General features: G+C 68.2%; 17 protein-coding genes. 6 read left to right on the top strand and 11 right to left on the bottom strand.

Annotated elements, in window-relative coordinates; genetic code table 11:
- Nucleotides 1-738: 738 nt before the first annotated feature.
- Nucleotides 739-1,989: a group II intron reverse transcriptase/maturase gene (gene ltrA / locus ACZ5LB_RS10560; RefSeq protein ID WP_464602178.1), complete on the top strand. Its 1,251-nt coding sequence runs from the start codon at nt 739-741 to the stop codon at nt 1,987-1,989.
- 644 nt (nt 1,990-2,633) lie between these two features.
- On the opposite strand, the gene ACZ5LB_RS10555 is transcribed toward ltrA, so the two are convergent.
- The 5 genes from ACZ5LB_RS10555 to ACZ5LB_RS10535 form a co-directional block, all read right to left on the bottom strand.
- A complete protein-coding gene (locus ACZ5LB_RS10555; RefSeq protein WP_464602177.1) occupies nt 2,634-4,871 on the bottom strand; it encodes a polysaccharide biosynthesis tyrosine autokinase in 2,238 nt (745 codons plus the stop codon).
- Nucleotides 4,868-5,275 carry a low molecular weight protein-tyrosine-phosphatase gene (locus tag ACZ5LB_RS10550; protein ID WP_464602176.1) on the bottom strand — a complete coding sequence of 136 codons (408 nt, stop codon included), beginning with the start codon at nt 5,273-5,275 and terminating at the stop codon, nt 4,868-4,870. Before ACZ5LB_RS10550 ends, ACZ5LB_RS10555 begins: the two co-directional genes overlap by 4 nt.
- A gap of 111 nt (nt 5,276-5,386) precedes the next feature.
- On the bottom strand, nt 5,387-6,565 hold the full coding sequence (locus tag ACZ5LB_RS10545) for a polysaccharide biosynthesis/export family protein (protein ID WP_464602175.1): 1,179 nt from the start codon (nt 6,563-6,565) through the stop codon (nt 5,387-5,389).
- A 54-nt stretch (nt 6,566-6,619) separates the two neighbouring features.
- Nucleotides 6,620-8,620, bottom strand: a complete 2,001-nt coding sequence (locus ACZ5LB_RS10540; RefSeq protein WP_464602174.1) for a polysaccharide biosynthesis protein — start codon at nt 8,618-8,620, stop codon at nt 6,620-6,622.
- Nucleotides 8,621-9,020: 400 nt separating this feature from the next.
- Complete coding sequence (locus tag ACZ5LB_RS10535; RefSeq protein ID WP_464602173.1) at nt 9,021-10,418, bottom strand: APC family permease; 1,398 nt, start codon at nt 10,416-10,418, stop codon at nt 9,021-9,023.
- A gap of 83 nt (nt 10,419-10,501) precedes the next feature.
- Here ACZ5LB_RS10535 and mltG point away from each other — a divergent pair, with 83 nt between their 5' ends.
- Entirely contained in the window at nt 10,502-11,521 is a 1,020-nt protein-coding gene (gene mltG / locus ACZ5LB_RS10530) for an endolytic transglycosylase MltG (protein WP_464602172.1), read from the top strand.
- Entirely contained in the window at nt 11,514-12,245 is a 732-nt protein-coding gene (locus ACZ5LB_RS10525) for a TlyA family RNA methyltransferase (RefSeq protein ID WP_464602171.1), read from the top strand. Before mltG ends, ACZ5LB_RS10525 begins: the two co-directional genes overlap by 8 nt.
- Here ACZ5LB_RS10525 and ACZ5LB_RS10520 read toward each other — a convergent pair.
- The gene (locus ACZ5LB_RS10520) at nt 12,235-16,332 is read right to left on the bottom strand and encodes a DUF3857 domain-containing protein (RefSeq protein WP_464602170.1); all 4,098 of its coding nucleotides are present in this window, start codon (nt 16,330-16,332) and stop codon (nt 12,235-12,237) included. The two genes, ACZ5LB_RS10525 and ACZ5LB_RS10520, sit on opposite strands and share 11 nt — an antisense overlap.
- A 150-nt stretch (nt 16,333-16,482) precedes the next feature.
- Between ACZ5LB_RS10520 and ACZ5LB_RS10515 the strand changes: the two genes are divergently transcribed.
- Nucleotides 16,483-17,034 carry a TetR/AcrR family transcriptional regulator gene (locus ACZ5LB_RS10515; RefSeq protein WP_464602169.1) on the top strand — a complete coding sequence of 184 codons (552 nt, stop codon included), beginning with the start codon at nt 16,483-16,485 and terminating at the stop codon, nt 17,032-17,034.
- Here the strand turns inward: ACZ5LB_RS10515 and ACZ5LB_RS10510 are convergent, their stop codons facing one another.
- Both ACZ5LB_RS10510 and ACZ5LB_RS10505 read right to left on the bottom strand, forming a co-directional pair.
- Nucleotides 17,035-18,591: a DHA2 family efflux MFS transporter permease subunit gene (locus ACZ5LB_RS10510; protein ID WP_464602168.1), complete on the bottom strand. Its 1,557-nt coding sequence runs from the start codon at nt 18,589-18,591 to the stop codon at nt 17,035-17,037.
- A complete protein-coding gene (locus ACZ5LB_RS10505; protein ID WP_464602167.1) occupies nt 18,588-19,013 on the bottom strand; it encodes a MarR family winged helix-turn-helix transcriptional regulator in 426 nt (141 codons plus the stop codon). Before ACZ5LB_RS10505 ends, ACZ5LB_RS10510 begins: the two co-directional genes overlap by 4 nt.
- Nucleotides 19,014-19,195: 182 nt before the next feature.
- Between ACZ5LB_RS10505 and ACZ5LB_RS10500 the strand changes: the two genes are divergently transcribed.
- On the top strand, nt 19,196-19,927 hold the full coding sequence (locus tag ACZ5LB_RS10500; protein WP_464602166.1) for an ABC transporter ATP-binding protein: 732 nt from the start codon (nt 19,196-19,198) through the stop codon (nt 19,925-19,927).
- A 2-nt stretch (nt 19,928-19,929) separates the two neighbouring features.
- Here ACZ5LB_RS10500 and ACZ5LB_RS10495 read toward each other — a convergent pair whose 3' ends face one another.
- From ACZ5LB_RS10495 to ACZ5LB_RS10485, 3 genes are read right to left on the bottom strand one after another with little or no spacing between them, the layout of a single operon-like run.
- Entirely contained in the window at nt 19,930-21,225 is a 1,296-nt protein-coding gene (locus ACZ5LB_RS10495) for a protoporphyrinogen/coproporphyrinogen oxidase (protein WP_464602165.1), read from the bottom strand.
- Entirely contained in the window at nt 21,218-21,817 is a 600-nt protein-coding gene (locus ACZ5LB_RS10490) for a UbiX family flavin prenyltransferase (protein ID WP_464602164.1), read from the bottom strand. Before ACZ5LB_RS10490 ends, ACZ5LB_RS10495 begins: the two co-directional genes overlap by 8 nt.
- A gap of 60 nt (nt 21,818-21,877) precedes the next feature.
- The gene (locus ACZ5LB_RS10485; RefSeq protein ID WP_464602163.1) at nt 21,878-23,317 is read right to left on the bottom strand and encodes an SLC13 family permease; all 1,440 of its coding nucleotides are present in this window, start codon (nt 23,315-23,317) and stop codon (nt 21,878-21,880) included.
- A 497-nt stretch (nt 23,318-23,814) separates the two neighbouring features.
- Here ACZ5LB_RS10485 and ACZ5LB_RS10480 point away from each other — a divergent pair, with 497 nt between their 5' ends.
- Nucleotides 23,815-24,699 (top strand): LysR substrate-binding domain-containing protein, encoded by an 885-nt coding sequence (locus ACZ5LB_RS10480; protein ID WP_464602162.1) that lies wholly within the window; start codon nt 23,815-23,817, stop codon nt 24,697-24,699.
- The last annotated feature ends 129 nt before the right edge of the window (nt 24,700-24,828 follow it).

The raw sequence follows: 24,828 nt of genomic DNA, 5'->3' as shown, positions 1-24,828 counted from the left end.
CGGAACTTTCTTAGCCCGATTTGAAGCTTCGGCAGCTTCGGGTAAAGAACACGTACGGTGCGCCAGGCAAAGCTTGGGCGAGGAGGACGGATGACCTAATCACCTGAAACCTCGCAATGGGACCCGATGGGTAGCCAACCCCATCTGGCAAAGCTGGCCAGCAGCCAGAAGCGAGTCTTGCGTGGTGGTGGGGTGACCCACCCTTCGAAGCGTAGACAGCGAGCGTATAGGCCGTGTGATCGAGCCTCGAAAGTCTTATTACCGTGGGAGCCGACGTTTTCGTACGAACGGAAGGCCGCACCTGAGAGCCGCAACGGCCTGGCTCAAAGGTCCCGCCGGGGTCGCAGAGCAGGGCATGTCCGCAGGGGGTCCCCCAGGAACCTGGGAGGCCCTGTCGTTTCCGCCTGGACCCGTGGTTGGGGACGCCACGATCCAAACAACCCTGGCCTGGACGGGGGGCACCGACCCGATCAGGAGCGAACAACCGGATGCGAAGGCGGTACCGCCAGCCGGAACCAAATGACGGCGGCGGGAAGGGCGGCAGGGAGTCGGAGCAGCTCGTAGTAGCGATGAAGGTGGGGAACCGTTCCGAGGGACCCGCTGGAGCCAAGGGGCTGCCAGATCACGGAATCGTTGGAGGGAAAGACCATGGGAATATCGACTCCCAGCTCGGTCTGCACGAAACAACAACGGATAGCGGAACTGTCCCGGCAAATGCCGGAGGCGGCAATTCGCAGCTTGTCCCACCACATGGACATCGAATGGCTTCAGGAAGCCTACCGGCAAACCCGTAAGGACGGGGCAGTAGGGGTGGATGGCCAAACAGCCCAGGAATACGCGGAGAATCTGGAGGCAAATCTCCAATCCCTGCTGAACCGAGCCAAAGCCGGCGACCCCTACAAGGCCCCTCCGGTGCGAAGGGTATACATCCCCAAAGCGGATGGAACCCAGCGTCCTCTGGGCATCCCCACCTTCGAGGACAAGGTCCTCCAGAGGGCGGTGGTCATGCTCCTGGAACCCCTCTATGAGCAGGACTTTCTGGACTGCTCGTATGGATTCCGGCCCGGGAGGTCGGCGCACCAGGCACTGCAGGCGATCTGGCAGCAGACGATGAACCTGAGCGGTGGGTGGCTGCTAGACGTGGATATCCGGCAGTATTTCGACACGCTGGACCACGGCTGCCTGCGGGAAATCCTGGACAAGCGGATGCGGGACGGAGTGGTAAAGCGTCTGATCGGCAAATGGCTGAAGGCGGGGGTTCTCGACCAAGGATGCATCACGCACCCGGAAACGGGCACTCCCCAGGGGGGTGTGATCTCCCCGACCCTGGCCAACATCTACCTCCACGAAGTGCTGGACGTATGGTTCGAGCGGGAAGTGAAGCCCCGTCTGCGGGGTCAAGCCTTTCTGGTCCGCTACGCGGACGACTTCGTGATGGGCTTTGCCCTTGAGGAAGATGCCCGGCGAGTCCTGGAGGTGCTGCCGAAGCGCTTCGAAAGGTTCGGACTGAGGATCCACCCGGACAAGACCCGGCTGGTGGAGTTCCGGAAACCGAAGGAACCGCGGGACCCCGGAGGGGGACCCGGCAACTTCGACTTCCTGGGATTCACCCATTACTGGGGCAAGTCCCTCAAGGGGGCTTGGGTGGTGAAGCGGAAGACCTCGAAGAAACGGTTCAGCCGCGCCATCAAGGCCACAGGGGACTGGCTGAAGAAGAACCGGCATAACCGGCTCTCGGACCAGCACAAGACCCTGCGCCAGAAGCTAATCGGACACTACAACTACTACGGGATTACGGGGAACTTCAGATCCATCAGGAACTTCGCTCGGGAGGTGAGTCACCTCTGGAAGAAGTGGCTGGGCCGAAGATCCCAAAGGGCAGTCCTGACCTGGGAGGCCATGGAGAAGGTGTTGAAGCGGTTCCCGCTCCCGCCCCCAAGGCTGAAGCGGACAGTGACGCTCATGCCCGCAGCTACTCACGTGATCTGAGGAGCCGGATGCCTTAATCGGGCACGTCCGGATCTGAGGGGGGCCTGGGGCGGCAACGCCCCGGGCCTACCCGACCCGAGCACGCCGAGGCGCAGAGTTGCGCCGAGGTGGCTTCGCAACTCCATTTCGCGACCCATGCCGCCCAGGCCCTGACCGCTATCGCGGTCCGCACCGCTGACGCGGCGCGCGGCAGGGTGCGCGGGCCCTTGCGCATGCGAGCCTGTGGAAGGACCCGCGCACCCTGCCTTGGACGGGCCTGGGCTTGATGCGGCGGATGCCGGAATCCGTGGCCTGGAGATGACGCTTGGGGATGCAAGGTCGTTCTTGTGCGTGCCAGCCCCCTTCAGGGAGGATCTCCCGACCTGACATCCGAACCGATTGCTGAGCCCAGGCCCGTTCAAGGCAGGGGGCGCTGGCCCGCCACAGGCTTGCATGCGGAAGGGCCAGCGCCCCCTGCCGCGCGCCGGTCACGGCGCGGCCCGCGAAAGCGGGCAGGGCCTGGGCGGCATGGGTCGGCGCCAAGGATGCGAAGCCGCCTCAGCGTAACTCTGCGCCTCGGCGTGCTCGGCGTACGTGTTCTTTGCTCGAATATTTCTCAACATTCCATTTGGGCGAAATGGTTCCCCTAATCCAATCGACCCAAACTAGCTTTCCCCCCGGTGGTACTTGTAGTCGAACTCATACCGGTAGTACCCGTACAGCCCACCCACGCTCACCAGCTTGATGTCGTTGAACACGCATCCCTTCAGCTTGCCTTCCAGGTGCTTCAGGCGGTTCTGGCAGGTGCGGATCTCCTCGATGGGGTGCGCCCCGTACTTGGCGACCAGGAGGATGGTCTCCACCTTGGCGCCCAGGACGGTGGCATCGCTCACCGGCAGGATCGGGGGGGCGTCGATGATGACGAAGTCGTAGGCTTCGGAAACCTGGGCCGTGAATTCGGCATACCGGGCGGACATGAGCAGCACCAGAGGATCCGGCGGCAGGATTCCGGTGCTGAGGAGGCTGAGGCCGGGGACCGTGGTCTCCTTGACCTGGGTCTTCCAGTCCGCCCTGCCGGCCAGGACTTCCGCCAAGCCGCCAGCGCGGCCCTTCACGCCGAAGGTGCGATGGAGCTTGCCCCGCCGCAGGTCGGCGTCCACCAGCAGCACCTTGGCCCCGCCCTGGGCGAAGACCGTGGCGAGGTTGGTGCTCACGAAGGACTTCCCCACCTGGGGCGAAGGCCCGGTTACGAGGATGATGCGGTTGGCGGCCTTCTCCATGGTGAAGTGCAGGAGGGTCCGGAGGCTCCGGAGGCTTTCGGTGGCGATGTCCTCGGGTTCCCCGACGGCCAGGAGGTGGATGCCGGGGTGCTGGCGGTTGATCAGCTTGTCGAAGTTCTTCTGGCCCTCGCTGTGGGGGATCGTCACGAGGATGGGAAGGCCGAGCTTGGCCTCGATGATCCGGTGATCCTGGATGCCCCGGCGCAGGAGCCGGCGCACCACCGTCAGGCCGAACCCGACGACCAGCCCTATGAAGGTGAAGAGCACCATCAGGACCTTCTTCTTGGGGGCGACCGCATCATAGGCCGGGATGGCGTAGTCCACCACCCGGGCATTGCCCACCGAACCGGCGAGGGTGTTCTGGAGCTGCTGGATGCTGGTGAGCAGGGAGGTGTACATCTCGGACTTCACCTGGGCGTCCCGGGTCAGGCGCACGATCTCCTGCTGGGTCCGGGGAAGGCCCGTCACCCTCCCGTTCACCTTGTTGGCCTCGGCCTGGAGGTGGGCGATCTGCTGGTCGGTGGTGGTGACCAGGTCGGAGTGCTCGGTGTAGGTGCGCAGCAGTTCCTGGCGGCGCTGCTTGAGGGTCGAGATCTGGGCCTCCAGCGAGGCGCCCTGCTGGAGGAAGAGCGCGCCCTCCTGGGCGATGTCCACGGCGGCGTTCTGCCTGCGGTATTCGTTGAGGCGGCTCTCGGCCTCCGAAAGCTGGGCCTGGAGCGCGGGACGCTGGCTCTGCAGGAGGGCGAGGGCCTTGGAGGAGTCTCCGGCCTTGCGCTCGATGGACTGGCGGACGTACTGGTTGAGGATCTCGTTCAGGATCAGGGCGCCATGGTCCGGGTCCGGCGCCTGGAGGGACAGGCCCAGGATGTTGGAGGACTGGTTGGCGTTCTTGCCGCGCTCCTCGACCATGAGGGCCAGCCTCAGGTTGGTGATGCAGTCCACGATGGGCGTCACGGAGAGCAGGAACTGCTGTCCGGGCTTCCCGCGGAGGTTGCGCACCTTCAGCCGCATGGGCATGCCGTTCCAGGTGGCGGTGACGCGCTCCCCGGGCCGGCCCTGGATGAGCTCGGACCCGTCGGGGCCGCTCAGGCGGTAGGCCCCGCCGTTCAGGGCCGTGGCCTTGAAGACGATGCCCCGGAGCTTGTCGGGGACCTCGAAGGCTTCGATGTCCAGGCGCGGGCGGGTGAGCGGATTCCGGTTGAAGAGGCGGCCGATCACGGGGGTGAGGACGGGGGAGCATTCGATGTCCAGGCCCAGGTTGGAGACGACCCGGCCCAGCACGAGGTTGCTCTTGATGATCTCGATCTCCCCCTGGGCCACCGTCAGCTGGGTGTAGACCCCCTCCATCTTGGTGAACTCCTGGTTCTGGGTGCCGTAGCTCTTGGGCACCTCCGTCTGCAGGAGGCCTTCGACCTGGTAGATGGGGGTGGCGGCCAGCACATAGATGAGGCCGGCGGCCACGCACACCACCAGTGACCCGAGGATCAGGCCCCTGCCTTCCCAGAGGTTGGCAAAGACCTCGCCCAGGTTCAGTTCGGACCCGCGGTCGGGGCCGTCCGGGCCCGGGGCGGACCGCTGATGGGCCATGGGTGGCCTGGAATCGGGATTCAGTTCATTGTTCATATGGACCTTTGTTCTGGATTCACACGGGAAAGCCAGTCCCCCACGGACAGTTTGATCTGGTCGAAGGCGCGCCGGAAGGCCGCGGGTCCCCGGCGGAACGGGTCCGGGATCTCCCGCTGGTCCTGGGGACGCCAGTGCCCGAGGAGGAAGACCCGGCCCCGGGTCCGGGGCGCCTTGTTCTCGCACTCTGCCTTCTGCTTCTCGTTCATCACCAGGATGAGGTCCGCCGCCATGGCCAGGGCGGGAGTGAACTGCCTTCCCCGGTGGGCGGAGAGGTCCAGGCCCTCTTCCGAGGCGACGCGCTGGGCGTCCCCGTCGGCCGGGAGGCCCTCCAGGGCCGAAAGACCCGCGGAACTGACGGACATTCCCTCCCCCGTTCCCGAACGGAACAGGGCTTCGGCCATGGGACTGCGGCAGTGGTTGCCTTCGCAGATGATGAGAACGGACGCGATTCTAAGCGGTGAAATCAGCTGGGGACCTCTGGGATGGCGGGAGGGGGTGGAGGGCTAGGAGGCCTAGAGCCGCTTCTGGAAGTAGTACACCTGGGCGCTGGTGGAGGCCCCGGCCGTGACCGCGTTGATGGTGGGCAGGAGCAGGTTCATGACCCGGCTGAACCGCACCAGCGTGCCCGCGTCGACGTAGACGATGTCCCTGGGGTTCAGGGCGAACTTGTCGGCCAGGATCATGGACGCGGGGTTGCGAGCGTCCAGGTGGAAGACGTCCACCTTGTTGGAGGCTCCGGCGGAACGGATGACGTAGACCGACGTCGCGTCCGCGCTGGCGACCTGGATTCCGCCCACTTCGGAGAGCGCCTTGGCGAGGGTGAGCTTGCCGTGGACCAGGGGGACGTTCCCGGGCCGCATGAGTTCTCCCATGAGGTACACGGGCTCTTCGCTGGCGTTGGGGATCTGCAGGGAGTCGCCGTCCTGGAGCAGGATCTGGCCCGAGGCGGTGCCCATGGCCAGGAGGGCCTGGAAATTCAGCGTCCAGGACTTGCCGCCCCGGGTCAGCACCATGCGGCTGTCGTCCGCGGCGGGGAGCAGACCGCCGGCGCGGGCGATGGCCTCGGCGAGGGTGAAGGGCACGTCGGTGACCGGGTAGATGGCCGGATTGCGCACTTCACCGCCCACGTACACCTTCTGGGAACGGTAGACCAGCACCTTCACGTCCACCTGGGGATTGCGCAGGGACTTGGCCAGCTGGGTGGTGAGGGTGTCGCGGACCTGGCCGATGGTCATGCCCGCGACCTTCAGCTTTCCGACATAGGGGAAGAAGATGTTGCCATCCTCGTCCACCAGGTTGCCGTACGACGTGTCCGTGCGGTTGGGACCCATGGGCAGGGAGATCTCCGGGTGATCCCACACCGTCACGAGAAGCACGTCCTGGGAGCCCAGGCGATAGGCCTGGGCCCGGTCGGAAACGAGGGCGGAGAGGTCCACGGGGACCGCGGGACGCGCCGCCTGGCGGTTGACCAGGTCCGGCGAGAGGGGGTGGAGCGTGACGGAAAGGCCGCCCACGTCCTCGGCCCGGCCGTGGCTGTTGGGCCGCGAGGTGAGCTTCATTCCCGGCGACTGGCATCCGGCGAGGAGGGACAGGGCCACCACCCCGAGGCCCAGGACCAGGCGGGGCCGCGAAGGGGCCACCCGGCCCGGCATGGAGGAAGGAACTTGAGCGTGGCCCAGGGTTCGCAACACGTTGCGCTCCAAAGAAAAATGGCTAGGTGGATGGTTGTGGATCCAAGTATGGCATCAGATGAAGGCGCGCAGGCCCAGGCTTTCGGGGGACCTGAAATCGATGGGCGCCGCGGGCGCCAGGCCCTTGCCGCTGATGGGCTCCGCCGAGGCGTCCAGGTAGCGGCCCAGGCCGTGGGGGGAGGGCTGGAAGGTGGGAAGAAGCTTGCTGAAGCACCGGAGCATCCTCGGGTAGCAGGCCTCGCCTCCGCCGTCCTGGATCTCCTTCAGGATCGCCAGCCCCTCCGTGAGCAGGTCGGGGTCCACGGGGTATTCCCGGGCCTCGAACACCTTGGGATGGACGGTGGTGCGATGCACCCGGCCTTCGGTGAAGAGCTCCTCCACCAGCTTCTCGCCCGGACGGACCCCGGTGAACCGGATGTCCACGTCCACCCCGGGGGAGAACCCCGACAGGCGGACCATCTCCTCGGCCAGGTTCACGATGTGCACGGGCTCGCCCATGTCCAGGGCGAAGACCTTGCCCGTGTCGCCCAGGATGCCCGCCTGGAGCACCAGCTGGGCCGCTTCGGGGATGGTCATGAAGTAGCGCACCATGTCCGGGTGGGTGATGGTGACCGGTCCGCCGCCCCGGATCTGGTCGCGGAACAAGGGGATCACGCTGCCGCGGCTGCCCAGGACGTTGCCGAACCGCACGCTCACGAACTTGGAGGCCGGGCATTCCACCGCCGCCCGGGCCACCAGGAGCTCGCCCACGGCCTTGGACGCCCCGAGCATGTTGACGGGGTTGACGGCCTTGTCGGTGGAGACGTTCACGAAGATGCGCGTGCCGCAGGCCTTGGCGGCCTCGATGACGTTGCGGGTGCCGAAGATGTTGTTCTCGATGGCCTCCTCGGGGTTGGCCTCCAGGAAGGGCACATGCTTGTGGGCGGCGGCGTGCAGGACGACCTTGGGCCGCCACTTCTCGAACACCTGGTGCAGGCGGGCGGGATTGCGGATGTCGCACAGGGCGATTTCCACTTCCTGGTTCGGGAAGAGGTTCACCAGCTGCCGCTGGACCTCCCAGAGGCTGTTCTCGCCGCGGCCCAGAAGCACGAGCCGGCCGGGGTGGATGTCGGCCACCCGGCGGGCCAGTTCGCTGCCGATGGAGCCGCCGGCGCCGGTGATGAGCACCACCTCGTTGTCCAGGGCCTGCCGGATGGCCTCGGTGTCGAGGGTGATGGGATCGCGGCGCAGCAGGTCCTCGATGGCGATGTCCCGCACTTCGGGCTTCCAGGGGCGGTCGCCCACGAGGTCCATGATGCCGGGCACGGTCTTGAGCTTGATGCCCTCGGCCATGACGATCTTCGAGAGCTCGCGGAGCCGGGCGCCGCGCACCCCAGCCATGCCCAGGATCACCTGGGAGACGTTCTGTTCGCGGATGATGAGCGGCAGGAGCGCGGTGGGACCCAGGACGGGGATGCCCAGGATCCGCAGTCCCTGCTTCTCCAGGTCGTCGTCGATGAAGCCCAGCACGTTGCAGCGCAGGCGCGGATGCTCCCGGAGCTCCTGGCACAGCAGGACGCCGGCGCGTCCCGCGCCGATGATGAGGGTGCGCTCGGCCAGCGTGGCTCCGGGCACCATGGCCGGATGCGCGTGGCGCCGCTGGTGGATGGCCAGGGCGGCCATGCGTACCACCACCCAGAGGATGCCGGTGATGAGGCTGGCGCCCAGGACCACGTCCGGGCGCACGTTGTCCGTCCAGCCGCCCCGGATCAGGCAAAGGGTCATGTTGGTGCCCGCGAGGGTGGCGGTTCCCAGGACGAGCCACCGGGCATCATGGATGTCCAGCGCCCGGTAGTGCTGGGTGTGGAAGCGCAGGCCGAGGTTGATGAACATGGCGATGAGCACGAAGGCCACCATGCCCCGGCCCACGTTCATCCCCTGGAGGAGCACGCTGGAAGCGGCCACGAAACCCACGCAGGCCACGAAGGTGTCCAGGCCGATCTTGACGAGCTTCCTCAGAAGGGGACCCTTCAGGAACCGGTTGCCAGCCTGGGGAGGGTCTGCGGATTCAGCCATGGCAAGGATCTCCGGTCTTCAAGGAACGAGCCGTTCGGGAAGGTGACGCCAACTGTCCTGCTTGAAGTTGAGGCATCGGTGGACCTGCTGGATCCGTGGGCTGCGTTGGGGTGGAAGTCGGAAGCAATTGAGTCGCAAGCAAGGCATGTGGGATTCGAGGTGAAGGGGTTGTCTTGAATTATTCTTCATACCTGCTCCCTGGTGGCAAGCGGTATTTTCGGGTACGGCCTCTCAAGCCGTGCGTAACTAACGTTTTGCCGGGCGGAAACCTTCCGCCGGCACCGGTATCGGAAGTCAAAGGGCCAGCATTTCCCAGTCAATTCATTGGGACACGTTGCAAAGTAAAAAGTAATTCATTTCTGGCCTCCCCACCCATTTCTTTTTCGTGGGGCCGGGACGGCTACCGCTTCCGGAACACGGCCAGATAGACGGGAACCCCCGCCGCCACCAGGATCAGGCCGGGCCAGGTGAAGGATGGCCGATAAACAAGCAATGCAGCCATGAAGGCCAGGGAGCCGGTCAGGTAGAGGAGGGGCGGCAACGGGTAGGCGAAGATCTTCACCGGCCGCGCCAGGTTCGGACGCTTTCGCCTGAGCACGAATATCCCGCCTACTGTCAATACATAAAAGAGCGTTGCGGCCATCATTGAAAATTCAAGGAGCTGGGCGTAGCTGCCGGTGAGGGTGAGGAGGCAGGCCCAGGCCGCCTGGAATCCCATGGCCCAGGCGGGGACCCCGAAGCGGTTCAAGCGGGCGGCCGATGCAAAGAACAGGCCCTCCGCCGCCATGGCCTGGTAGAGCCGGGACCCGGCCATCACCAGTCCGTTGGCGCACCCGAAGGTGCTCACCAGGATGGCCAGGGCCATGGCGCTGGAGCCGGCCGGCCCGAACAGGGCGTGGAGGGTGGCGGTGCCCACCCGGTCACCCTCGGCCGACGCGATGCCGCCGGGTCCCAGGACCCGGAGGTAGACGGCGTTGGCCAGGAGGTACAGTCCCAGCACCAGGAGGGGGGCCACCAGGAGGGCGAAGGGGATGGACCGGCGCGGCTCCCGGATCTCCCCGGCGATGAAGGTGACGGAGTTCCAGGAATCCGACGAGAACAGGCTTCCGCTCTGCACAACCAGAAGGGCGGCCAGGAAGGGCAGGGCCTCGCCGGGGGGGAGCACCGCCCCGGCGGGGTGGGCGGGGGCGGCCGCCAGGAGCCCCACCAGGATGAGGGTGGCCAGGCTGCCCAGTTTGGCCACCGTGAAGACGTTCTGGATCCAGACCCCGATGCGCCCCCCGAAGGCGTTCACGGTGCTCAGGAGGATGATGACGACGATGGCCGCCAGCCGCGCGGGGGTCAAACCCAGGTGGTAGGGCCCCACCACGACGCCGGGCGCCACGGCCAGCGCCGGCACCTCCAGGGGGCCCGCCAGGTAGCGGGTCTCGCTCACCGCGGGCAGGAAGGTCGCCAGGAACTTCCCGAAGGCCATGGTCACCGCCGCCAGGGCCCCCGTCTCGATGATGAGGAAGGTGGTCCATCCATATAGAAAGGCCACCAGGCGCCCGTAGCTTTCCTTGAGGTACACGAACTGCCCCCCCGCCGAGGGGAACATGCCGGCCAGTTCCCCGTAGGCGTGGGCCCCGAGGAGGGTGAGGGCGGCCGTGAGGCCCCAGGCCAGGAGCAGGAAGGCGCCGGTGCCGCCGGTGCGGACCATTTCCGCGGGGACGATGAAGATGCCGCTGCCGATCATGGAGCCGGCGATGAGCATGGATGCGGAAAAGGGGCCGATGTGGCGGCGATACGAATCGCTCATGAATAATCCATAAACTAGATAAATGCCTGTTGGCCGCCGGGGGTTCCATGGCAAGGCGACGGATTTGCCCTTAGGCTGGAACCATGGCCCGATCCCGCACTTCCACCCGTCTTGCCGCCGCCGTGGCCCTCGTGGCCCTGCTGCCCCTGTCGGGCCTTTGGCTCTGGAAGCGCCAGGGCCCCCTGGCCGCCCAGTCCATGCTCCTGGTGAAGCGGGGCACCACCGTGGACGCCCTGGCCGAGCAGATGGAGCGGGACGGCCTCATCCGGAGCGCGGCCCTCTTCAAGCTCTGGGCCCGGGCCCGCAAGCTCCAGCTCATCCGGGGCGAGTACACCATCGAGCCCCGGGCCTCCCTCGCCGACGTGGCCAACAAGCTCAAGCGGGCCGACATCCATTACACCAACATCGTGCTGCCGGTGGGTGCGCATGGCTGGGCGGTGCAGCACCGGCTCCGGGACTTCGTGCCCGAGGACGTGTTCTGGGCCCTCTGGAAGAGCCCGCGCCTGGCGAAGACCGCCGGGTTCCCCGAGGCGGAGACCCTGGAGGGGCTGCTGGCCCCGGCCACCTACCGGGTGAACCACGCCCAGGAACCCGAGGAGATCCTCCTGGCCATGGTGGAGGCCTTCCGGGACAAGGTGCTGCCCACCCTGGAGGGGGGGGCCCTGCCACCCTACCAGACCCTCGTCCTCGCCAGCCTGGCCGAGAAGGAGACCCGCCTGCCCGAGGAGCTCACCAAGGTTGCCGGGGTCTACGCCCAGCGCCTGCGCATCGGCATGCGGCTGCAGTGCGATCCCACCACCCTCTATGCCCGGTGGGCCGCCGGCGACATGCGGTTCACCGCCCCCACCTCCGAGGACCTGCGCCGGCCCAGCCGCTTCAATACGTATGCCGTGGGCGGGCTGCCGCCGACGCCCATCGCCATCCCCAGCGCGGCGGCCATCGAGGCCGCCAAGGTCCCCCAGATGGGCAGGGACCTCTATTTCGTCGCCACGGGCCGGGGCGGGCACTCCTTCGCCCCCAGCCTGGCCGAGCACAACCGCAACGTGGGCGCCTACCGCAAGGAAGTGAAGCGCCAGAAGAAGGCCATGGCCCTCCATGGCTAGGACGCGCCTGGATCTCCTCCTGGTCCAGCGGGGCCTCTGCGAGAACCGCAGCAAGGCCGCCGCCCGCATCATGGCCGGGGACGCCCTGGTGGACGACCGTCCCGTCACCAAGGCCGGCGCCCTCGTGGCCGAGGAGGCCGTCCTGCGCCTTCGCGGGGAGGCCCTGCCCTACGTCAGCCGGGGCGGCCTGAAGCTGGCCCACGGCCTGGACGTTTTCCAGGTGGATCCGGGGGGCCGCGTGTGCTTCGACGCCGGCAGCTCCACCGGGGGCTTCACGGACTGCCTGCTCCAGCGCGGCGCCGTCCGGGTCTACGCCGTGGACGTGGGCACCAACCAGCTCCACTGGAAGCTCCGCAGCGATCCCAGGGTGGTTTCCATGGAACAGGTGAACCTCCGCCTGTGGGACCCGGCCCGCATTCCCGAGCCGTGTTCCCTCCTGGTGGCCGATCTGAGCTTCATCTCCCTGCGCCTGGCCATCCCGCCCATCGTCCCGTCCCTGGCCCCGGGCGCCGACGCCGTGCTCCTGGTGAAGCCCCAGTTCGAGGCGGGCCGGGACGACGTGGGCGCCGGCGGCATCGTGCGCGACGCCGCGGTGCACGACCGGGTGAAGCGGGAGATCTGGGACTTCTTCCTGGAGACGGACCTCCGGCCCCTGGCCTGGGACGTGAGTCCGATCCTGGGGGGGGAGGGGAACCGGGAGTTCCTATTGCACCTCAGACGGTAGGGGCCTGGCGGAGGTGCCGCAGCCGCCTCGCGGCAAGGGCGTGGCAGGTGTCCATTTCGATTTCGGTCTCGGCACCCTCCTTGGGCGGGGTCACGCGCCGGTAGCTGTCGATGGCGGCGGCGGTCTCTCCCATCTGCTCGGCGATGCGGCCCAGGAGATACCAGTCCTGGCTCCGCGGCTCGTCCTCTTCGAGGTTCGACATCTCCTTCTGGAAGATGTCCAGGGCCTCGGCGGTCTCCCCCCGCTCGGCCAGAAGGGCGGCGAGGGTGTTCTGCGCCGCGTCGTTCTTCTCGGCCTTGAGGAGCACTGAGCGGCGGGCCCACTCCACGGACTGGTCCGTGACCCGGTCCCGCACCAGGGTGCCCCAGGCCAGGTTGTTGAAGTCGGCGGAGGTGGCCTTGCCCGAATCCACCAGGGCCTTGAGCACGTCCTCCCGTTCCTGGTGCCGGCCCAGCATGCCCAGGGCCTTGGCCTTCCAGTTGGTGAATTCGTCGTCGTCGGGGGTCCCGGCGAGCGCATCGTTCGCGGCGGCCAGGAGCCGGGTCCATTGCCGGGTCCCGTTCAGGCTGCCGCCCAGGGCGCGGGTGGCCACCTTGGAGGCGGGATGGGCCTTGAGGAGGCGTTCGGCGAGGGGCAGCGCGGCGGCCCATTCCGAGCGGGCCAGGTGGGCGTTCATGAGGACCAGATCCCGGCGCTCCGAGGGCGGGTCCTCCCGCAGGATCGGCATCGCCCCGGCGCAGTCCTTGTCCATGCCCTCCAGGGCGGCGGCGGCGAGGCGGATCTCGGCGGGGGCGCCCTGCCGGCCCTTTTCCCAGAACAGGCGGAAGGGGTGGCCCGAAAGGGGATCGTCCTGGGTTCCCGGCCTCACCTGCTCCAGGGCATGGTCCAGCATCGCCCGGGCCCCGGCCTCGTCGCCCCGTTCCAGGCGGCGCCGGGCCTCGATTCCCAGGGTCGAGGGGATGGTGTCGGTGGCGGCGAGGAGGAGCCGCCCCTGGTCCTGGGCCACGAACCAGGAAAGGGCGTTGTCGTCGTTGGCGCCGGGCGTCTTGAGGGCGACCTTGAACCCCGAGGCCGCGTCCCCGGTCACCACCACCTGGCTCAGGACGCGGAGGACGTCCACCGTGACCACGGGGGCCACGCCGGTGCCGTCGCGCTTCTGGGTGTTGAACCCCAGGCCCTTGCGGAAGTCTTTGACGCCGCTTTCCTTGCCCATGTTGGCCCGCAGGGCGGGTGTGAAGAGGTCGAAGAACTCGGCGTCCGTGGCCCCGGGGGCCGCCGCGATCTGCAGCAGGCGCCACACCGGCGTGGCGGGGTGGGCGGGATCCAGTTTGCGGGCGTCGAAGGGGCGGGTCCTGGCCAGCACGGCGACCCGGCCCCGGATGGCCGGGGCGTTGGCCGCGCCATCCGCCCCGGCGGACAGGAGCGTGGCCGCTTCATCGTATTTCCGGGCGCCTGCGAGGAGGTCGCCCGCTTCCAGGAGGGCCGTTCGGCGCTGCCCCTGGTCCGGGATGAAGCCGGCGCCTTCGGTGATGGCCGCCTGTCCTCCCCGGGTGGCGGCCACCGCCGCCAGGAACCACGCGTGGCCCTCCCGGGGCACGGGCAGGGTCCGGGCGCACGCCTCCACCTCCCCGTAACGGCCCGCCCGCCAAAGGGCGGTCAGGAGGTTCACGTTCATGTCCTCCACCTTGAGGTCCTTGCGAAGGTCCCGGTATTCCTTGACCGCCCCGTCCAGGTCGGCGCCGGGGCCGTAGCGCACGCCCTCCGGGTTGTGCTCCAGGAGGATGGCCAGGTTCTTCCGGGTCAGGGCGTCCTGGGGGGCCAGTTCCCGGGCCCGTCGGTAGGCGGCGAGAGCCCCGGCGCGGTCCCACCCCGGGTGGTAGGCCCGGTTCACGAGGTCGTGGAGATACACCCAGCCCAGCGCCCGGTGGGTGAACATGTGGGTGGGCTCCAGGGTGCAGGCCTTGCGGGCGGCATCCCGGGCGGCCCCGCCCAGGCCGGCCCGCAGCAGGGCGATGGCCAGGCGGCTGAGGGGGATGCCCTTGGTGGGCTGGGCCTCGGCCTGGGTGCGGAAGGTCTGGATGGCCTCCTTCACGCGACCCGCCGCCAGGTGGGCCTCACCCACCTGGTCGAAGAGCAGGCGCGTGGGCGCCGACGCGCCGAAGGCCTCCAGGGCCTCCCGGGCCGCCTCCACCTCGGCGGGGGTCCACCGGGCCTTCCCGGAATCGAAGCGGAAGGTGGCCAGGATCAGGCCCTCCGGGCTTTTCGCGAAGGTCCGCTCCAGGCTGGCGGGGCCGAAGGGGAGGCGGTCCGAGGGCGGGAGGGGGCGGGCCTCGAAGCCCGCGGGGACGGCGATGCGGTACCGCCACTCCACCGCGTAGGGTTCCGGCAGGATCAGGTCCTGCTTCCGGCGCTGGGCCGGTTCCTTTGCCTTGCGGTCATACGAAGTGGGGATCAGCTTGCGCAGCCGGGAGCTCATGTCCCAGGCGTTGAGGGTCACCAACGCGTCCACGTCGGTGGTGATGCCCATTTCGCAGTCCAGGGCCTCCAGGCGCAGGGTGAAGGGACGTCCCAGGTCGGCGGCTTCGGCCACCTCGCAGGCGCCCAGGTCCCGGGCGGCGTAGGCGCCCTGCATGTATTTCTTGAGGTTCTCCCGCTGCTTCTTCGGGTCCGCGGGCGGGAACTCGCTCCGCAGCTTCATCTCGGCGAGCCCGGAGGGATGGGAGGTCTCCACGACCCGGGCCTTCCCGGAATCCGCCAGGAACACCTCCCGGGTCTCCAGGGCCAGGTTCGCGGTGGACGGGGCGGCGGGGATGGTCACCAGGCCCGTGGTGGCCCGGTCCACGATCAGGGCCAGGCGGCCCTGGTCCATGAACGGCAGGTCGCCGGCGCGGGCGAACTCGGCGGTGGCGTCGATCCACAGGGGCTCGGGGCCGGGCACCACGACGATGGCATGGTCGAAGTGGTTCAACCCGGGCAGGGCCGGGTCCACGTCCTGCCCCGGGCCGGTCTCCAGCAGGGCCAGGCGGGCTTCGATGCCGGCCTGGCGGAGCAGGGCCACCAGGAGCGCGGCCTTGTCCTTGCAGTCGCCGTAGCCGCGCTTGAGGGTTTCGGCGGGGGTGCGCGGCACGATGCCGGCTTCCCCGAATTCCACGCCCGTATAGCGGATGGTCCGGTTCATGTGGGCCAGGAGCCGGTTGATCTTCTCCCGGGGCTCCGTGGCGTCGCCCAGGGCCGTGCGGGCCCAGGCGGCCAGGTCGGAACCGGCGATCTGGCGCTCGGCGATCTCCAGGTAGCTGGCCGCCGCCGCCGCCCAGGAAGGCACGGTGGAGAAGGTGAGGCGGGGCCTGGGCTGGGCCTCGGGATCCGCGTAGGCCTCCCGCTCCTCGGGGGGCTCCATGGGGCCCAGGTCCACGGCCAGGCGGATCCGGCCGTCGGCCCGGGTCTCCTGGGGCTGCACGGGGCCCAGGCCGGACAGCTTCCACTGGAAGGGCAGGGTCCCGGGGACGTCCACCCGCACCCGGGTGCGCTCCACCGGCACCGACTGGTGCAGGAAGAACGAGACGAGGGTTCCCGACGCATGCACCGGGGCCGTCTCGCGGGTGACGATCTCCACTTCGGCCACCGCGCCCAGGGCCAGTTGGGGCAGGGGCCCGGCCAGCTTCCTGCGGTCGTCGTAGAGGGTGGTGTCGTCCTCGTTCATGGGAAACTCGCCCAGGGTGCCGGGATCCAGGGTGTGGACCCGCCCGTCGGGCGTGATGACCCGGGCCCGGATGACCGGCCGTTCCTGGTGCCAGGGCGCCCAGGCGCAGCCCACGGTGCGCCAGGCATTGACGCCCGACTCGTGGTCGACCTTGAAGACGTAGCGGTAGACGGTTTCGCGGCGCCCCTGGGCGTCGAAGGTGACCCGGGTGTCCTCCAGCAGTTCGTGGACCGCATGCCCTTCCTGGGGCTTGCGCTTCGCCCCCTCCCTCAGCAGGAGGGCGGGGTCGGCGGAAAAGGCCGGAAGGAGGTGCCAGTCCGTTTCCGGGGGCGCGGCCAGCGCGATGGCGCAGGGAAGGGTGGCAGCAAGAAGGACATGGGCTCGCATGGAGGCTTCCTCGGCTCGGAGAAAACGGGCGGCACAGGGGCGGGACCGCCTGGGCTGGTGTTGGAGTTGCCTTGACGGTATCAGCAGACCGGGTCCCTGGGGATCCCCGGCGGGCGTTGACAAATCGCAAAATAATGTCAAACCTTGGGTATGGGCAAAGAACGGGACCAGAAGATCATCGAGGCCGCGACCTCCGTCTTCCTGCGCTACGGCTTCCGCCGCACCACCATGGGCGACATCGCCGGGGCCGCCGGGATCTCCAGGCCCGCCCTTTACCTGAGGTTCTGCAACAAGGAGCAGATCTTCGAGCGCGCCATGGCCGAATTCATGGCGCGGACCCTGGCCGGGATCGAACGGGGCCTGGCGGACCGTCCGACGCCCCTCGAGCAGCTGCGCTTCGCGTTCGAAGGCTGGATCGTGCAGCCCTACCGCATGATGCAGGGTTCGCCCGACGCTCGGGACCTGGCCAGCTGCGGCCTGCCCTTCGCCGAGGACGTGAAGGCCAGAGGCTTCGCCGCCTTCGAGGCGCTGCTGGTGCCCATCCTCCGGCGGTGCCCGGCCCTGGGGGCGAGGGACGACGCCTCGCTGGCGGGCGTCGCCCGGGTGCTGGCGGCCTCCGCCCGGGGCTTCAAGGCCGAGGCGCGCGACGAGGAGGAGTTGCGGGGCATGCTCGAGACCCTCCTGGGGCTGGCCATCCGGTGATTAGTGCGCCATGGGGCGGTGCGTGCCGTCGCTCCGGAAATGCCGCATGAGCAGGACCAGGGGCAGGGCCATGGCCAGCGACCCCGCCAGGAACGCGAAGATGTCGATGAAGCTGAGAAGGTAGGCCTGGCGGTTCACCTCGGCGCCCACGAGGCCCGCGGCCAGGCCGGGCATGGAGGCCGGATCGAGGCCGGCCTTGGGGAAGAGGCCGCGCGCCAGCTCCACGCCGCGCAGCTGGAGGCCCGGGCTGAACAGGGTGACGTGCTCGGCGAGGCGCGCGTGGTGGAACTGGGCCCGCTGGGCCAGCACGGTGGTGCAAAGGGCGATGCCGACGCTGCCGCCTTCGTTGCGCATGAGGTTGAACATGCCCGTGGCCGTGCCCACCAGCTGCGGAGGCACCCGCCGGATGGACTCGCTGCCGATGGGCACCAGCACGAGGCCCATGCCGAAGCCGAACATGCACATGGCCAGGGCCAGGAAGGCCACGTCCGTGGAGAGGCTGATGCGCGTGAGGAGCCAGACCCCGGCGCTCATGCTCACGAACCCCGCGCCCACCAGGATGCGCACGTGCACCTTGCCCACCAGGAAGCCCGCCAGGGCCATGGCGAGCATGGAGCACGCCCCCGCCGGGGCCAGCACGATGCCCGCCCAGGTGGGGGTGAAGTGAAGGAAGGTCTGGACGAAGATGGGCACGCAGATGAAGGTGCCGTACATGCCCATGCCCGCCACGAAGATGAGGGCCATGCCGCCGGAGAATTCCGGCAGCCTGAAGATCCGCAGGTCCACCAGGGGGTTTTCCGCCGTGAGCGAGCGCCAGATGAAGAGCGCGATGCCCAGCGCCGCCAGGCCCAGGAAGGTCTTGACGATGGGGCTGGCGAACCAGTCGTAGCGCTCGCCCCGGTTGAGGAACAGTTCCAGGCAGCCCAGTCCCACCGCGATGAACAGCAGGCTCCAGTAGTCCACCCGGCCCTTGGGCTTCTCCAGGTAGGACGGGTCCTTCACGAAGACCGCGGCCGCCACGAAGGCCACGAGACCCACGGGGATGTTGATGTAGAAGATCCACGGCCAGGACCAGTTGTCCGTGATCCACCCCCCCAGCAGGGGACCCAGGATGGGCCCGCAGATGGCGCCGATGCCGTAGATGGCCGCGGCGTAGCCCTGTTCCTCGGACGGGAAGGCCTCGAAGGTGATGGCCTGGGAAAGGGGCACCATGGCGCCTCCCGCCAGCCCCTGGACAACCCGCATGAAGATCAGGAAGGACAGGGACTGGGCGGCCCCCGAGCCCAGGGAGGCCAGGGTGAAGATGCCCAGGCAGGTCAGGTAGAGCCGCTTGCGCCCGAAGAAGTTCCCCAGCCAGCCCGTGATGGGCAGGATGATGGCGTTGGCCACCAGGTAGCTGGTGATGACCCAGGTCACCTCGTCGGTGCCCGCGGCGAAGGACCCCTGGATGTTGGAGAGGGCCACGTTGGCCACGGAGGTGTCCAGTACCTCCATGAAGATGCCCAGCAGGCACGTGAAGCCCACCAGCCACTTGTGGGAGGCGCCCGGGCCGCTCATGGCCGCCCCGGGAGGCGGTTCGTGACGGCCTCGATGGTCCGCAGGGTGATGTCCAGGTCGCCGGGGCTCACCTCCCGGGTGACGGCCTCCATGTAGGCCCGGAGGTTGGCCTTGATGAGGGGCTGGACGGCCCGGGCCTTGGGGGTGGAGAAGACGATCTTGGCCCGGCGGTCCTGGCCCGACCGGGTCCGCTCGATGAACCCGGCCCGCTCCAGGGACTTCATGGCCTTGGCCGTGGCGGACTTGTCGATGGTCAGGAGGGCCGAGAGGCGCTCCTGGTTGATGCCCTCGTTGGCGAAGACGAACAGCAGGAAGATGCACTCCACGGCGCTGATGCCCAGCTCCCGGGCAAAGCCCGCGATGTGGTCCAGTGAATGGCGGTGGAGGACGCCGAACACCCTGCAGATCTGTTCGATTTCCATGGCGGGCCCCGGAAATGGTTGACTGTAACAACCATTTTAGAAGCCGGGGGCACGGAGTCAACCCGTCCTTGTCCCGAATCCCCGCTATCCTTAAACAGTTGGCCGGAACCCGGGTCTAAACCCAGGATGGCCCAGCCCCGAAGACCCCTTGTGGGCCCGTCCCATCCTTCCCGAGGTCGTTCATGACAGACTCCCCCCTCATCCGGCTCAAGGACATCAAGAAGTACTACCAGATGGGGGATATGGAAGTGAGGGCGCTGGACGGCGTCTCCCTGGACATCCACCGCGGGGAGTACGTGGCCATCATGGGCCCGTCCGGATCCGGCAAGTCCACCATGATGAACGTCATCGGGTGCCTCGATACCCCCTCGCACGGCCATTACGAGCTTAATGGAAAGCTAGCCTCGTCCATGACCGACGACGAACTCGCCAAGATCCGCAACGAGGAGATCGGCTTCGTCTTCCAGACCTTCAACCTCCTGGCCCGCACCACGGCCCTGCAGAACGTGGAGCTGCCCCTCATCTACGGCGGCGTGAAGAGCAAGGAACGGCACGCCCAGGCCGTGCAGGCCCTGGAGGCCGTGGGCCTGGGGCCCCGGTCCGACCACATGCCCAACCAGCTCTCCGGCGGCCAGCGCCAGCGGGTGGCCATCGCCCGGGCCCTGGTGAACAATCCCTCCATCCTCCTGGCCGACGAGCCCACCGGCGCCCTGGACACCCGCACCAGCGTGGAGATCATGGCGCTGTTCGAGGAGCTCTACCAGAAGGGCAACACCATCATCCTGGTGACGCACGAAGAGGACATCGCCCGCCACGCCCACCGCATCATCAAGCTCCTGGACGGACAGGTCATCCACGACGAGCCCAACGAGCCCATCTCCAGCGCCCAGCATCTGGCCCACCTGAGGATCTGAAGTCAGGCCGGGAGGTCCAGCCCGGCGGCCCAGGTCCCCACCGCCCCGGCCAGGTCCTTGAGGCTGGGTCCCGAGCGTGCGGCGCCGATCCAGTGGATGCCCGGGGGAAGACCGCCCAGGATGCGCTCTGCGCGCCCCGCGTGGCCGGGGCCCAGCAGGTTGAAGGCCCGGGGGGCGTGCTCGGCGCGCACCTGGACGGGATCGGCCAGTTCCGGCAGCCAGCGCCGGAGTTCCGCGAAGACGCCCGGCCACCGGGCCAGGGCGGGGTCCGCGGGGAAGGCGCCGCCCACGTAGGTGCGCAGCTGGGTGAAGCCCGGCACGCCCCGGGGGTCGCCCGCGGCCAGGGAGACCACCCCCATGAGGCCGCGCCCTTCCGGGGGGTGGACCAGCAGGCCCATGCCCCGTTCCCAGCCGGGGACGGCGGGATGGCGGCTGTGCCAGACCGCGAGGTCCAGCCGGTCCAGTTCCGCGAGGAGGCGCGTGGGGCCCGGCGCCAGTTCCGCCAGGAGGCCCGCGGCGCCATCGGCGGGCAGGGCCAGGACCACCTGGGCGGCGTCCCGGTGGGCGCGGTCGCCGCGCACCCGCCAGCCGCCCCCGGGAAGGGATTCCAGGGCGCGGGCGGGGTGGTCCAGCCGCAGGCCGCGGAGGTTCGACGCCAAGGCGCGCGCCAGGGCGCCGGTGCCCCCCGCCAGGTGCACGGTCTTCTCGGGCCCAAGGGCGAGTCCGCCCCGCACCAGCCCGCCCAGGGCCTCCATGCGTTTCAGGCGGGGCATGGCGTCCATGCCGATGCGGTGGGGCGGCGCGGCCAGGACCCCGGCCACCAGGGCGGGCAGGAGTTCCCGGGCGAATCCCTTCCCGGCGCGGCGCTCGAAGAAGGTCTGGAGGGTGTCGTCCTCCCTGGCCCCGGGGGGCACGAAGGGTTCGGCGAAGATGCGCAGCCGCTCGCCCAGGGTGAGGCCGGGGGCTCGCAACAGGCCGGCGAAGCTCGCCGGGCCCGGGTGTCTCCCGCCGCCCTTGCCCAGCCAGCGGGGTCCCCGCGGGCCCGGGGAGAGGACCTTCAGGGCCAGCTCGTCGAGGAGCTCCTTCATGGGGCCGTCCCGCGAGACCAGGAGACCCTGGGGGCCGCGCTCCAGGAACCCCGGCTCGCCGCCGGGCCCTGGCCAGGCCAGGGTCTGGGCGAAGCCCCCCGGCGCCGGGGAGGCCTCCCACACCTCCACGTCGCCGCCCCGGCGCTGCAGGTGCCAGGCCGCGAGCAGCCCGGAAATCCCGCCTCCGATGACGATCCAGGCGCTACCCATTGCAGGCGGCGGTGAGTTCCTCGTTCCACCGCCTGAACCGCGGCATCTCGATGCCGAAGACGTCCAGGCACTTGCCGACGATGTGCCGGGTCATGTCCTCGATGCAGGTGGGGTGGTTGTAGAAGGTGAGCACGGGAGGCATCAGGATGACGCCCATTTCCGTGACGGCCTGCATGTTGCGGAGGTGGACGGGGCTCAGGGGCGATTCCCGGGCCACCAGCACGAGCCTGCGGCGCTCCTTGATGACCACGTCGGCGGCCCGCAGGAGGAGGTTCTCGGAATAGCCCGTGGCGATGCCGGCCACGGTCTTCATGCTGCAGGGCACGACCACCATGCCGGCGGTCTTGAAGGTGCCGCTGGCGACCAGGGCGCCCACGTCCTCGATGGGGTGCATGCGGGTGGCCAGGGCGGCAACCTCGTCCATGGAGTAGGGGGTCTCGTGGGCGATGGTGCGGCGGCCGCCGTTGGAGACCACCAGGTGGGTCTCCCAGTCCGGCTGCTCCTGCATCACCTTCAGGAGTTCGATGGCCAGAATGGCGCCGCTGGCGCCGCTGACGCCCACGACCAGGCGCTTCTTCTCGGTGGATTCCATGGTTTCATTCCGGGGAAAGGCGTCCTCCCGGGCCCTCGCGGGCCCGGGGGGACGTTCGAGCTAGATCAGGTGGATGAGCTTCCACCAGGTGATCTCCACGACGACCGTCGTGAAGAGGACGATGGCGGTGAGCGGGACGCCGAACTTGATGACGTCCATGTCCCCGTACTTCCCGCCGGAGTCGCCGGCGCCCACCAGGACGTTCATGTGGTGGAAGGGGAGGATGAAGTGCATGCCCACGGCGGTGTACACCAGGAGCGCGGGGACCAGGGGATTGAGCCCGGTGCCCGCGGTGAAGGCGATGATCGTCGGCGTGACGATGCCCATGACGGCCAGCACGCTGCCCAGGCACATGTGGATGAGCACGGCGAAGCAGGTGATCATCAGGGCCAGCAGGTAGATGTTCTGGGGCACGGTGCTGGGCAGGATGACGCCGGCCAGCCACTTGTTCATGCCGGTGACGGCGCCCACGGACCCGATGCCCAGGGCCGCTGTGAGGAAGAACAGGGTGCCCAGGCCGAACTTGCTCCAGTCCGGGGCCTTCAGGACGTCGCCGATGTAGGGCATGGAGAGCAGGATGCCGGTGGCCAGCGCCACCCATCCGGGGTGGATGTGGTGGATGAAGTCCGTCGCCCAGAAGATGAGGGCCAGGGAGACCCAGAACGTGACGCGCTTCTCGGCGCCGGACATGCCGCCCAGGCCCTTGAGCTGCTCGCGGATCTCGTCCTTCTCGATCCGGAAGTCGGGGGGCGCCTTGAAGATGGTGATGTGCATGAAGAAGGTGAGCACGCTGGCGATGACGCCGGGCACGCCCATGTAGATGAGCCACTTCAGCCAGCTGGCCTCCTGGCCCGCGAAGTTCAGGGCGATGGTGTTGATCATGCTGTCGCCGGTGAGGAGGATCATGGACACGGGCACGGAGCTCGCGAAGACGGAGAGGCCGATGGAGGCCGCGTACTTCGCGGGCAGCTTGGTGGCCTTGATGATGATGCCCATGACGGCCATGATCATGAAGGATCGCGGCCAGGGGTGGGGGATCATCACGCTGAGGATGAAGCCCAGGATGTAGCCGGCGGCCACGATGCTGGTGAAGCTGTTCACGTACTTCAGGATGAAGTGGTAGGCGATGCGTTTGCCCAGCCCCGAGTTCTCCACGGCGGTGGCGATCATGTAGCCGCCCACGACGATGTAGATGAGGGGGGTCGTCCAGAGCTTGAAGACGACGCTGGGTTCGGCCGTGCGGGTCAGCACCCACGCCAGCAGCAGGAACAGGGCGCTGAAGCCGGGATGCGCGACGCCCATGGCCCACCAGATGACGGCCAGGAGGCTGAGGGCGAGGCAGTGGCGGCCCTGGGGGCTCAGGCCGGGCCCGGCCGGCATGGCGAACCACACCAGGAGGCACACGGCGATCCCGAGGAGGGCGCCGATTTCACGTTTATAGCGAGTGAAGAACGAGGGCGGAGCAGGCGGCGCTCCGGCCGTTGTGGGCTCATTGGCCACGGGGGGACTCCTTGAATGGGTTGGGGGAAAGGGACTTCAGGGCGGTGCCGGGGAACGGTCCACGTTGTGCATCCATGAACGGTGTTCCCTGGAACCGGTACTTCCTTTCAAGCTGCGGCCGGCGCGGAGGGGTTCGCGGGGCGCGCTCCAATCGAGCAGCAAGGGTCCGAGCCGGGATCCGGGACCGCGCAAAGGGGCGCGCGGATCCTGCTTCCAGGAGGGGACGTCCACCTCTCGGGTATTCCAGGTATGTATGGCAACATGGACGCTTGCCCGCAGCGAGTCCAATAGAAATTCAAAGACTGATTGATACAAAATTTATATCAGCGTGCTTTTCCCATGCGGGGCCGGTGCGTGTCCTATGATTGGAAGGTCCCGAATTTTAGAAATTGGATGAAGCAACGAAGAAGGCCAATCCCGCCCCGGGCGGCGGTTTCCTGGGGCGCCCAACGTACTCCCACTCATTCCTCACACGCTTCGATGCGCGACGGTGAGCCATGGAACTCCGGCAACTCAAATACTTCATCGCCACGGCGGAGGAACTCCATTTCCGCAAAGCGGCCGAACGCGTGCACGTGGCCCAGCCCGCCCTCAGCCAGGCCATCCATCAGCTGGAGGAGGAGATCGGCACCCTCCTGTTCGAGCGCAACAACCGCAACGTGGCCCTCACCGCCGCGGGCAAGGTGTTCTACGCGCGGGCGCGGGTGATGGCGGACAACGCCTGCATGGCCGCCCGCGAGGCCCGCGGGGTGGGGCGGGGCGACGCCGGCACGGTGGCCATCGGCTTCATCAGCACCGCGGCGATGAAGGTGCTGCCTGCGACCCTGCGGCACTTCAAGGAAGTGATCCCCGCCGCGCAACTCGAACTCCTGGAGCTGGGCCCTGGCGAGCAGATGGAGGAACTCGCCCGGGGCCACCTGGACATCGGCCTGACGATCTCGGAGGTGCTGGACGAAGGGTTCCGCGTGCTCGAGCTCTACCGGGAGCCGCTCATCGCGGCCCTGCCGGAGACGCCGGCCTTCGCGGCCCTGGACAGGGTGAACCTCGGGGACCTGGCGGAGCAAACGATCATCACCCCCTCCCGCCATCCCCGGCGCGGGTACTACGAGACCGTGGCGGACGCGTACCGCAAGGCCGGCGTGAGGCCCGCGAACATCCAGTGCGTGCGCATGATCCAGACCGGCCTGATGCTCGTGGGCGCGAGCCTGGGCATCATGCTGGTGCCCGAGTCATTCAAGGCGATCCAGATCAAGGGCGTCATCTACCGGCCGATGGCGGACCCGCAGACGGAAATCGCGGTGAGCGCGGTGTGGCGCAGCGACAACGTTTCGCCGCTCCTCCACAAGTTCGTCTCGGAACTGGGTGAGCTCTTCCCGCGCTGAATGCGGCTGATCGTAATTGACGATCATTCGGTCAGCAAATATGTATTGGACGCTCCAGGCGCTCCGGAGAATTCTTGTCCTGCATCCATGAACAGCAGGGCTGAGATTCCAGGAGGGCCCCGGAGATCC

It is taken from the genome of Mesoterricola sp. MK458, assembly GCF_055384935.1.
This window is presented reverse-complemented; position numbering and strand designations above follow the sequence as displayed.

What these genes read in the sequence shown, in the direction of transcription:
- ACZ5LB_RS10555 (WP_464602177.1), bottom strand. Translation starts at nt 4,871, where the DNA reads ATGAACAATGAACTGAATCCCGATTCCAGGCCACCCATGGCCCATCAG.
- ACZ5LB_RS10550 (WP_464602176.1), bottom strand. Translation starts at nt 5,275, where the DNA reads ATGGCCGAAGCCCTGTTCCGTTCGGGAACGGGGGAGGGAATGTCCGTC.
- ACZ5LB_RS10540 (WP_464602174.1), bottom strand. Translation starts at nt 8,620, where the DNA reads ATGGCTGAATCCGCAGACCCTCCCCAGGCTGGCAACCGGTTCCTGAAG.
- ACZ5LB_RS10535 (WP_464602173.1), bottom strand. Translation starts at nt 10,418, where the DNA reads ATGAGCGATTCGTATCGCCGCCACATCGGCCCCTTTTCCGCATCCATG.
- mltG (WP_464602172.1), top strand. Translation starts at nt 10,502, where the DNA reads ATGGCCCGATCCCGCACTTCCACCCGTCTTGCCGCCGCCGTGGCCCTC.
- ACZ5LB_RS10525 (WP_464602171.1), top strand. Translation starts at nt 11,514, where the DNA reads ATGGCTAGGACGCGCCTGGATCTCCTCCTGGTCCAGCGGGGCCTCTGC.
- ACZ5LB_RS10520 (WP_464602170.1), bottom strand. Translation starts at nt 16,332, where the DNA reads ATGCGAGCCCATGTCCTTCTTGCTGCCACCCTTCCCTGCGCCATCGCG.
- ACZ5LB_RS10515 (WP_464602169.1), top strand. Translation starts at nt 16,483, where the DNA reads ATGGGCAAAGAACGGGACCAGAAGATCATCGAGGCCGCGACCTCCGTC.
- ACZ5LB_RS10510 (WP_464602168.1), bottom strand. Translation starts at nt 18,591, where the DNA reads ATGAGCGGCCCGGGCGCCTCCCACAAGTGGCTGGTGGGCTTCACGTGC.
- ACZ5LB_RS10505 (WP_464602167.1), bottom strand. Translation starts at nt 19,013, where the DNA reads ATGGAAATCGAACAGATCTGCAGGGTGTTCGGCGTCCTCCACCGCCAT.
- ACZ5LB_RS10500 (WP_464602166.1), top strand. Translation starts at nt 19,196, where the DNA reads ATGACAGACTCCCCCCTCATCCGGCTCAAGGACATCAAGAAGTACTAC.
- ACZ5LB_RS10495 (WP_464602165.1), bottom strand. Translation starts at nt 21,225, where the DNA reads ATGGGTAGCGCCTGGATCGTCATCGGAGGCGGGATTTCCGGGCTGCTC.
- ACZ5LB_RS10490 (WP_464602164.1), bottom strand. Translation starts at nt 21,817, where the DNA reads ATGGAATCCACCGAGAAGAAGCGCCTGGTCGTGGGCGTCAGCGGCGCC.
- ACZ5LB_RS10480 (WP_464602162.1), top strand. Translation starts at nt 23,815, where the DNA reads ATGGAACTCCGGCAACTCAAATACTTCATCGCCACGGCGGAGGAACTC.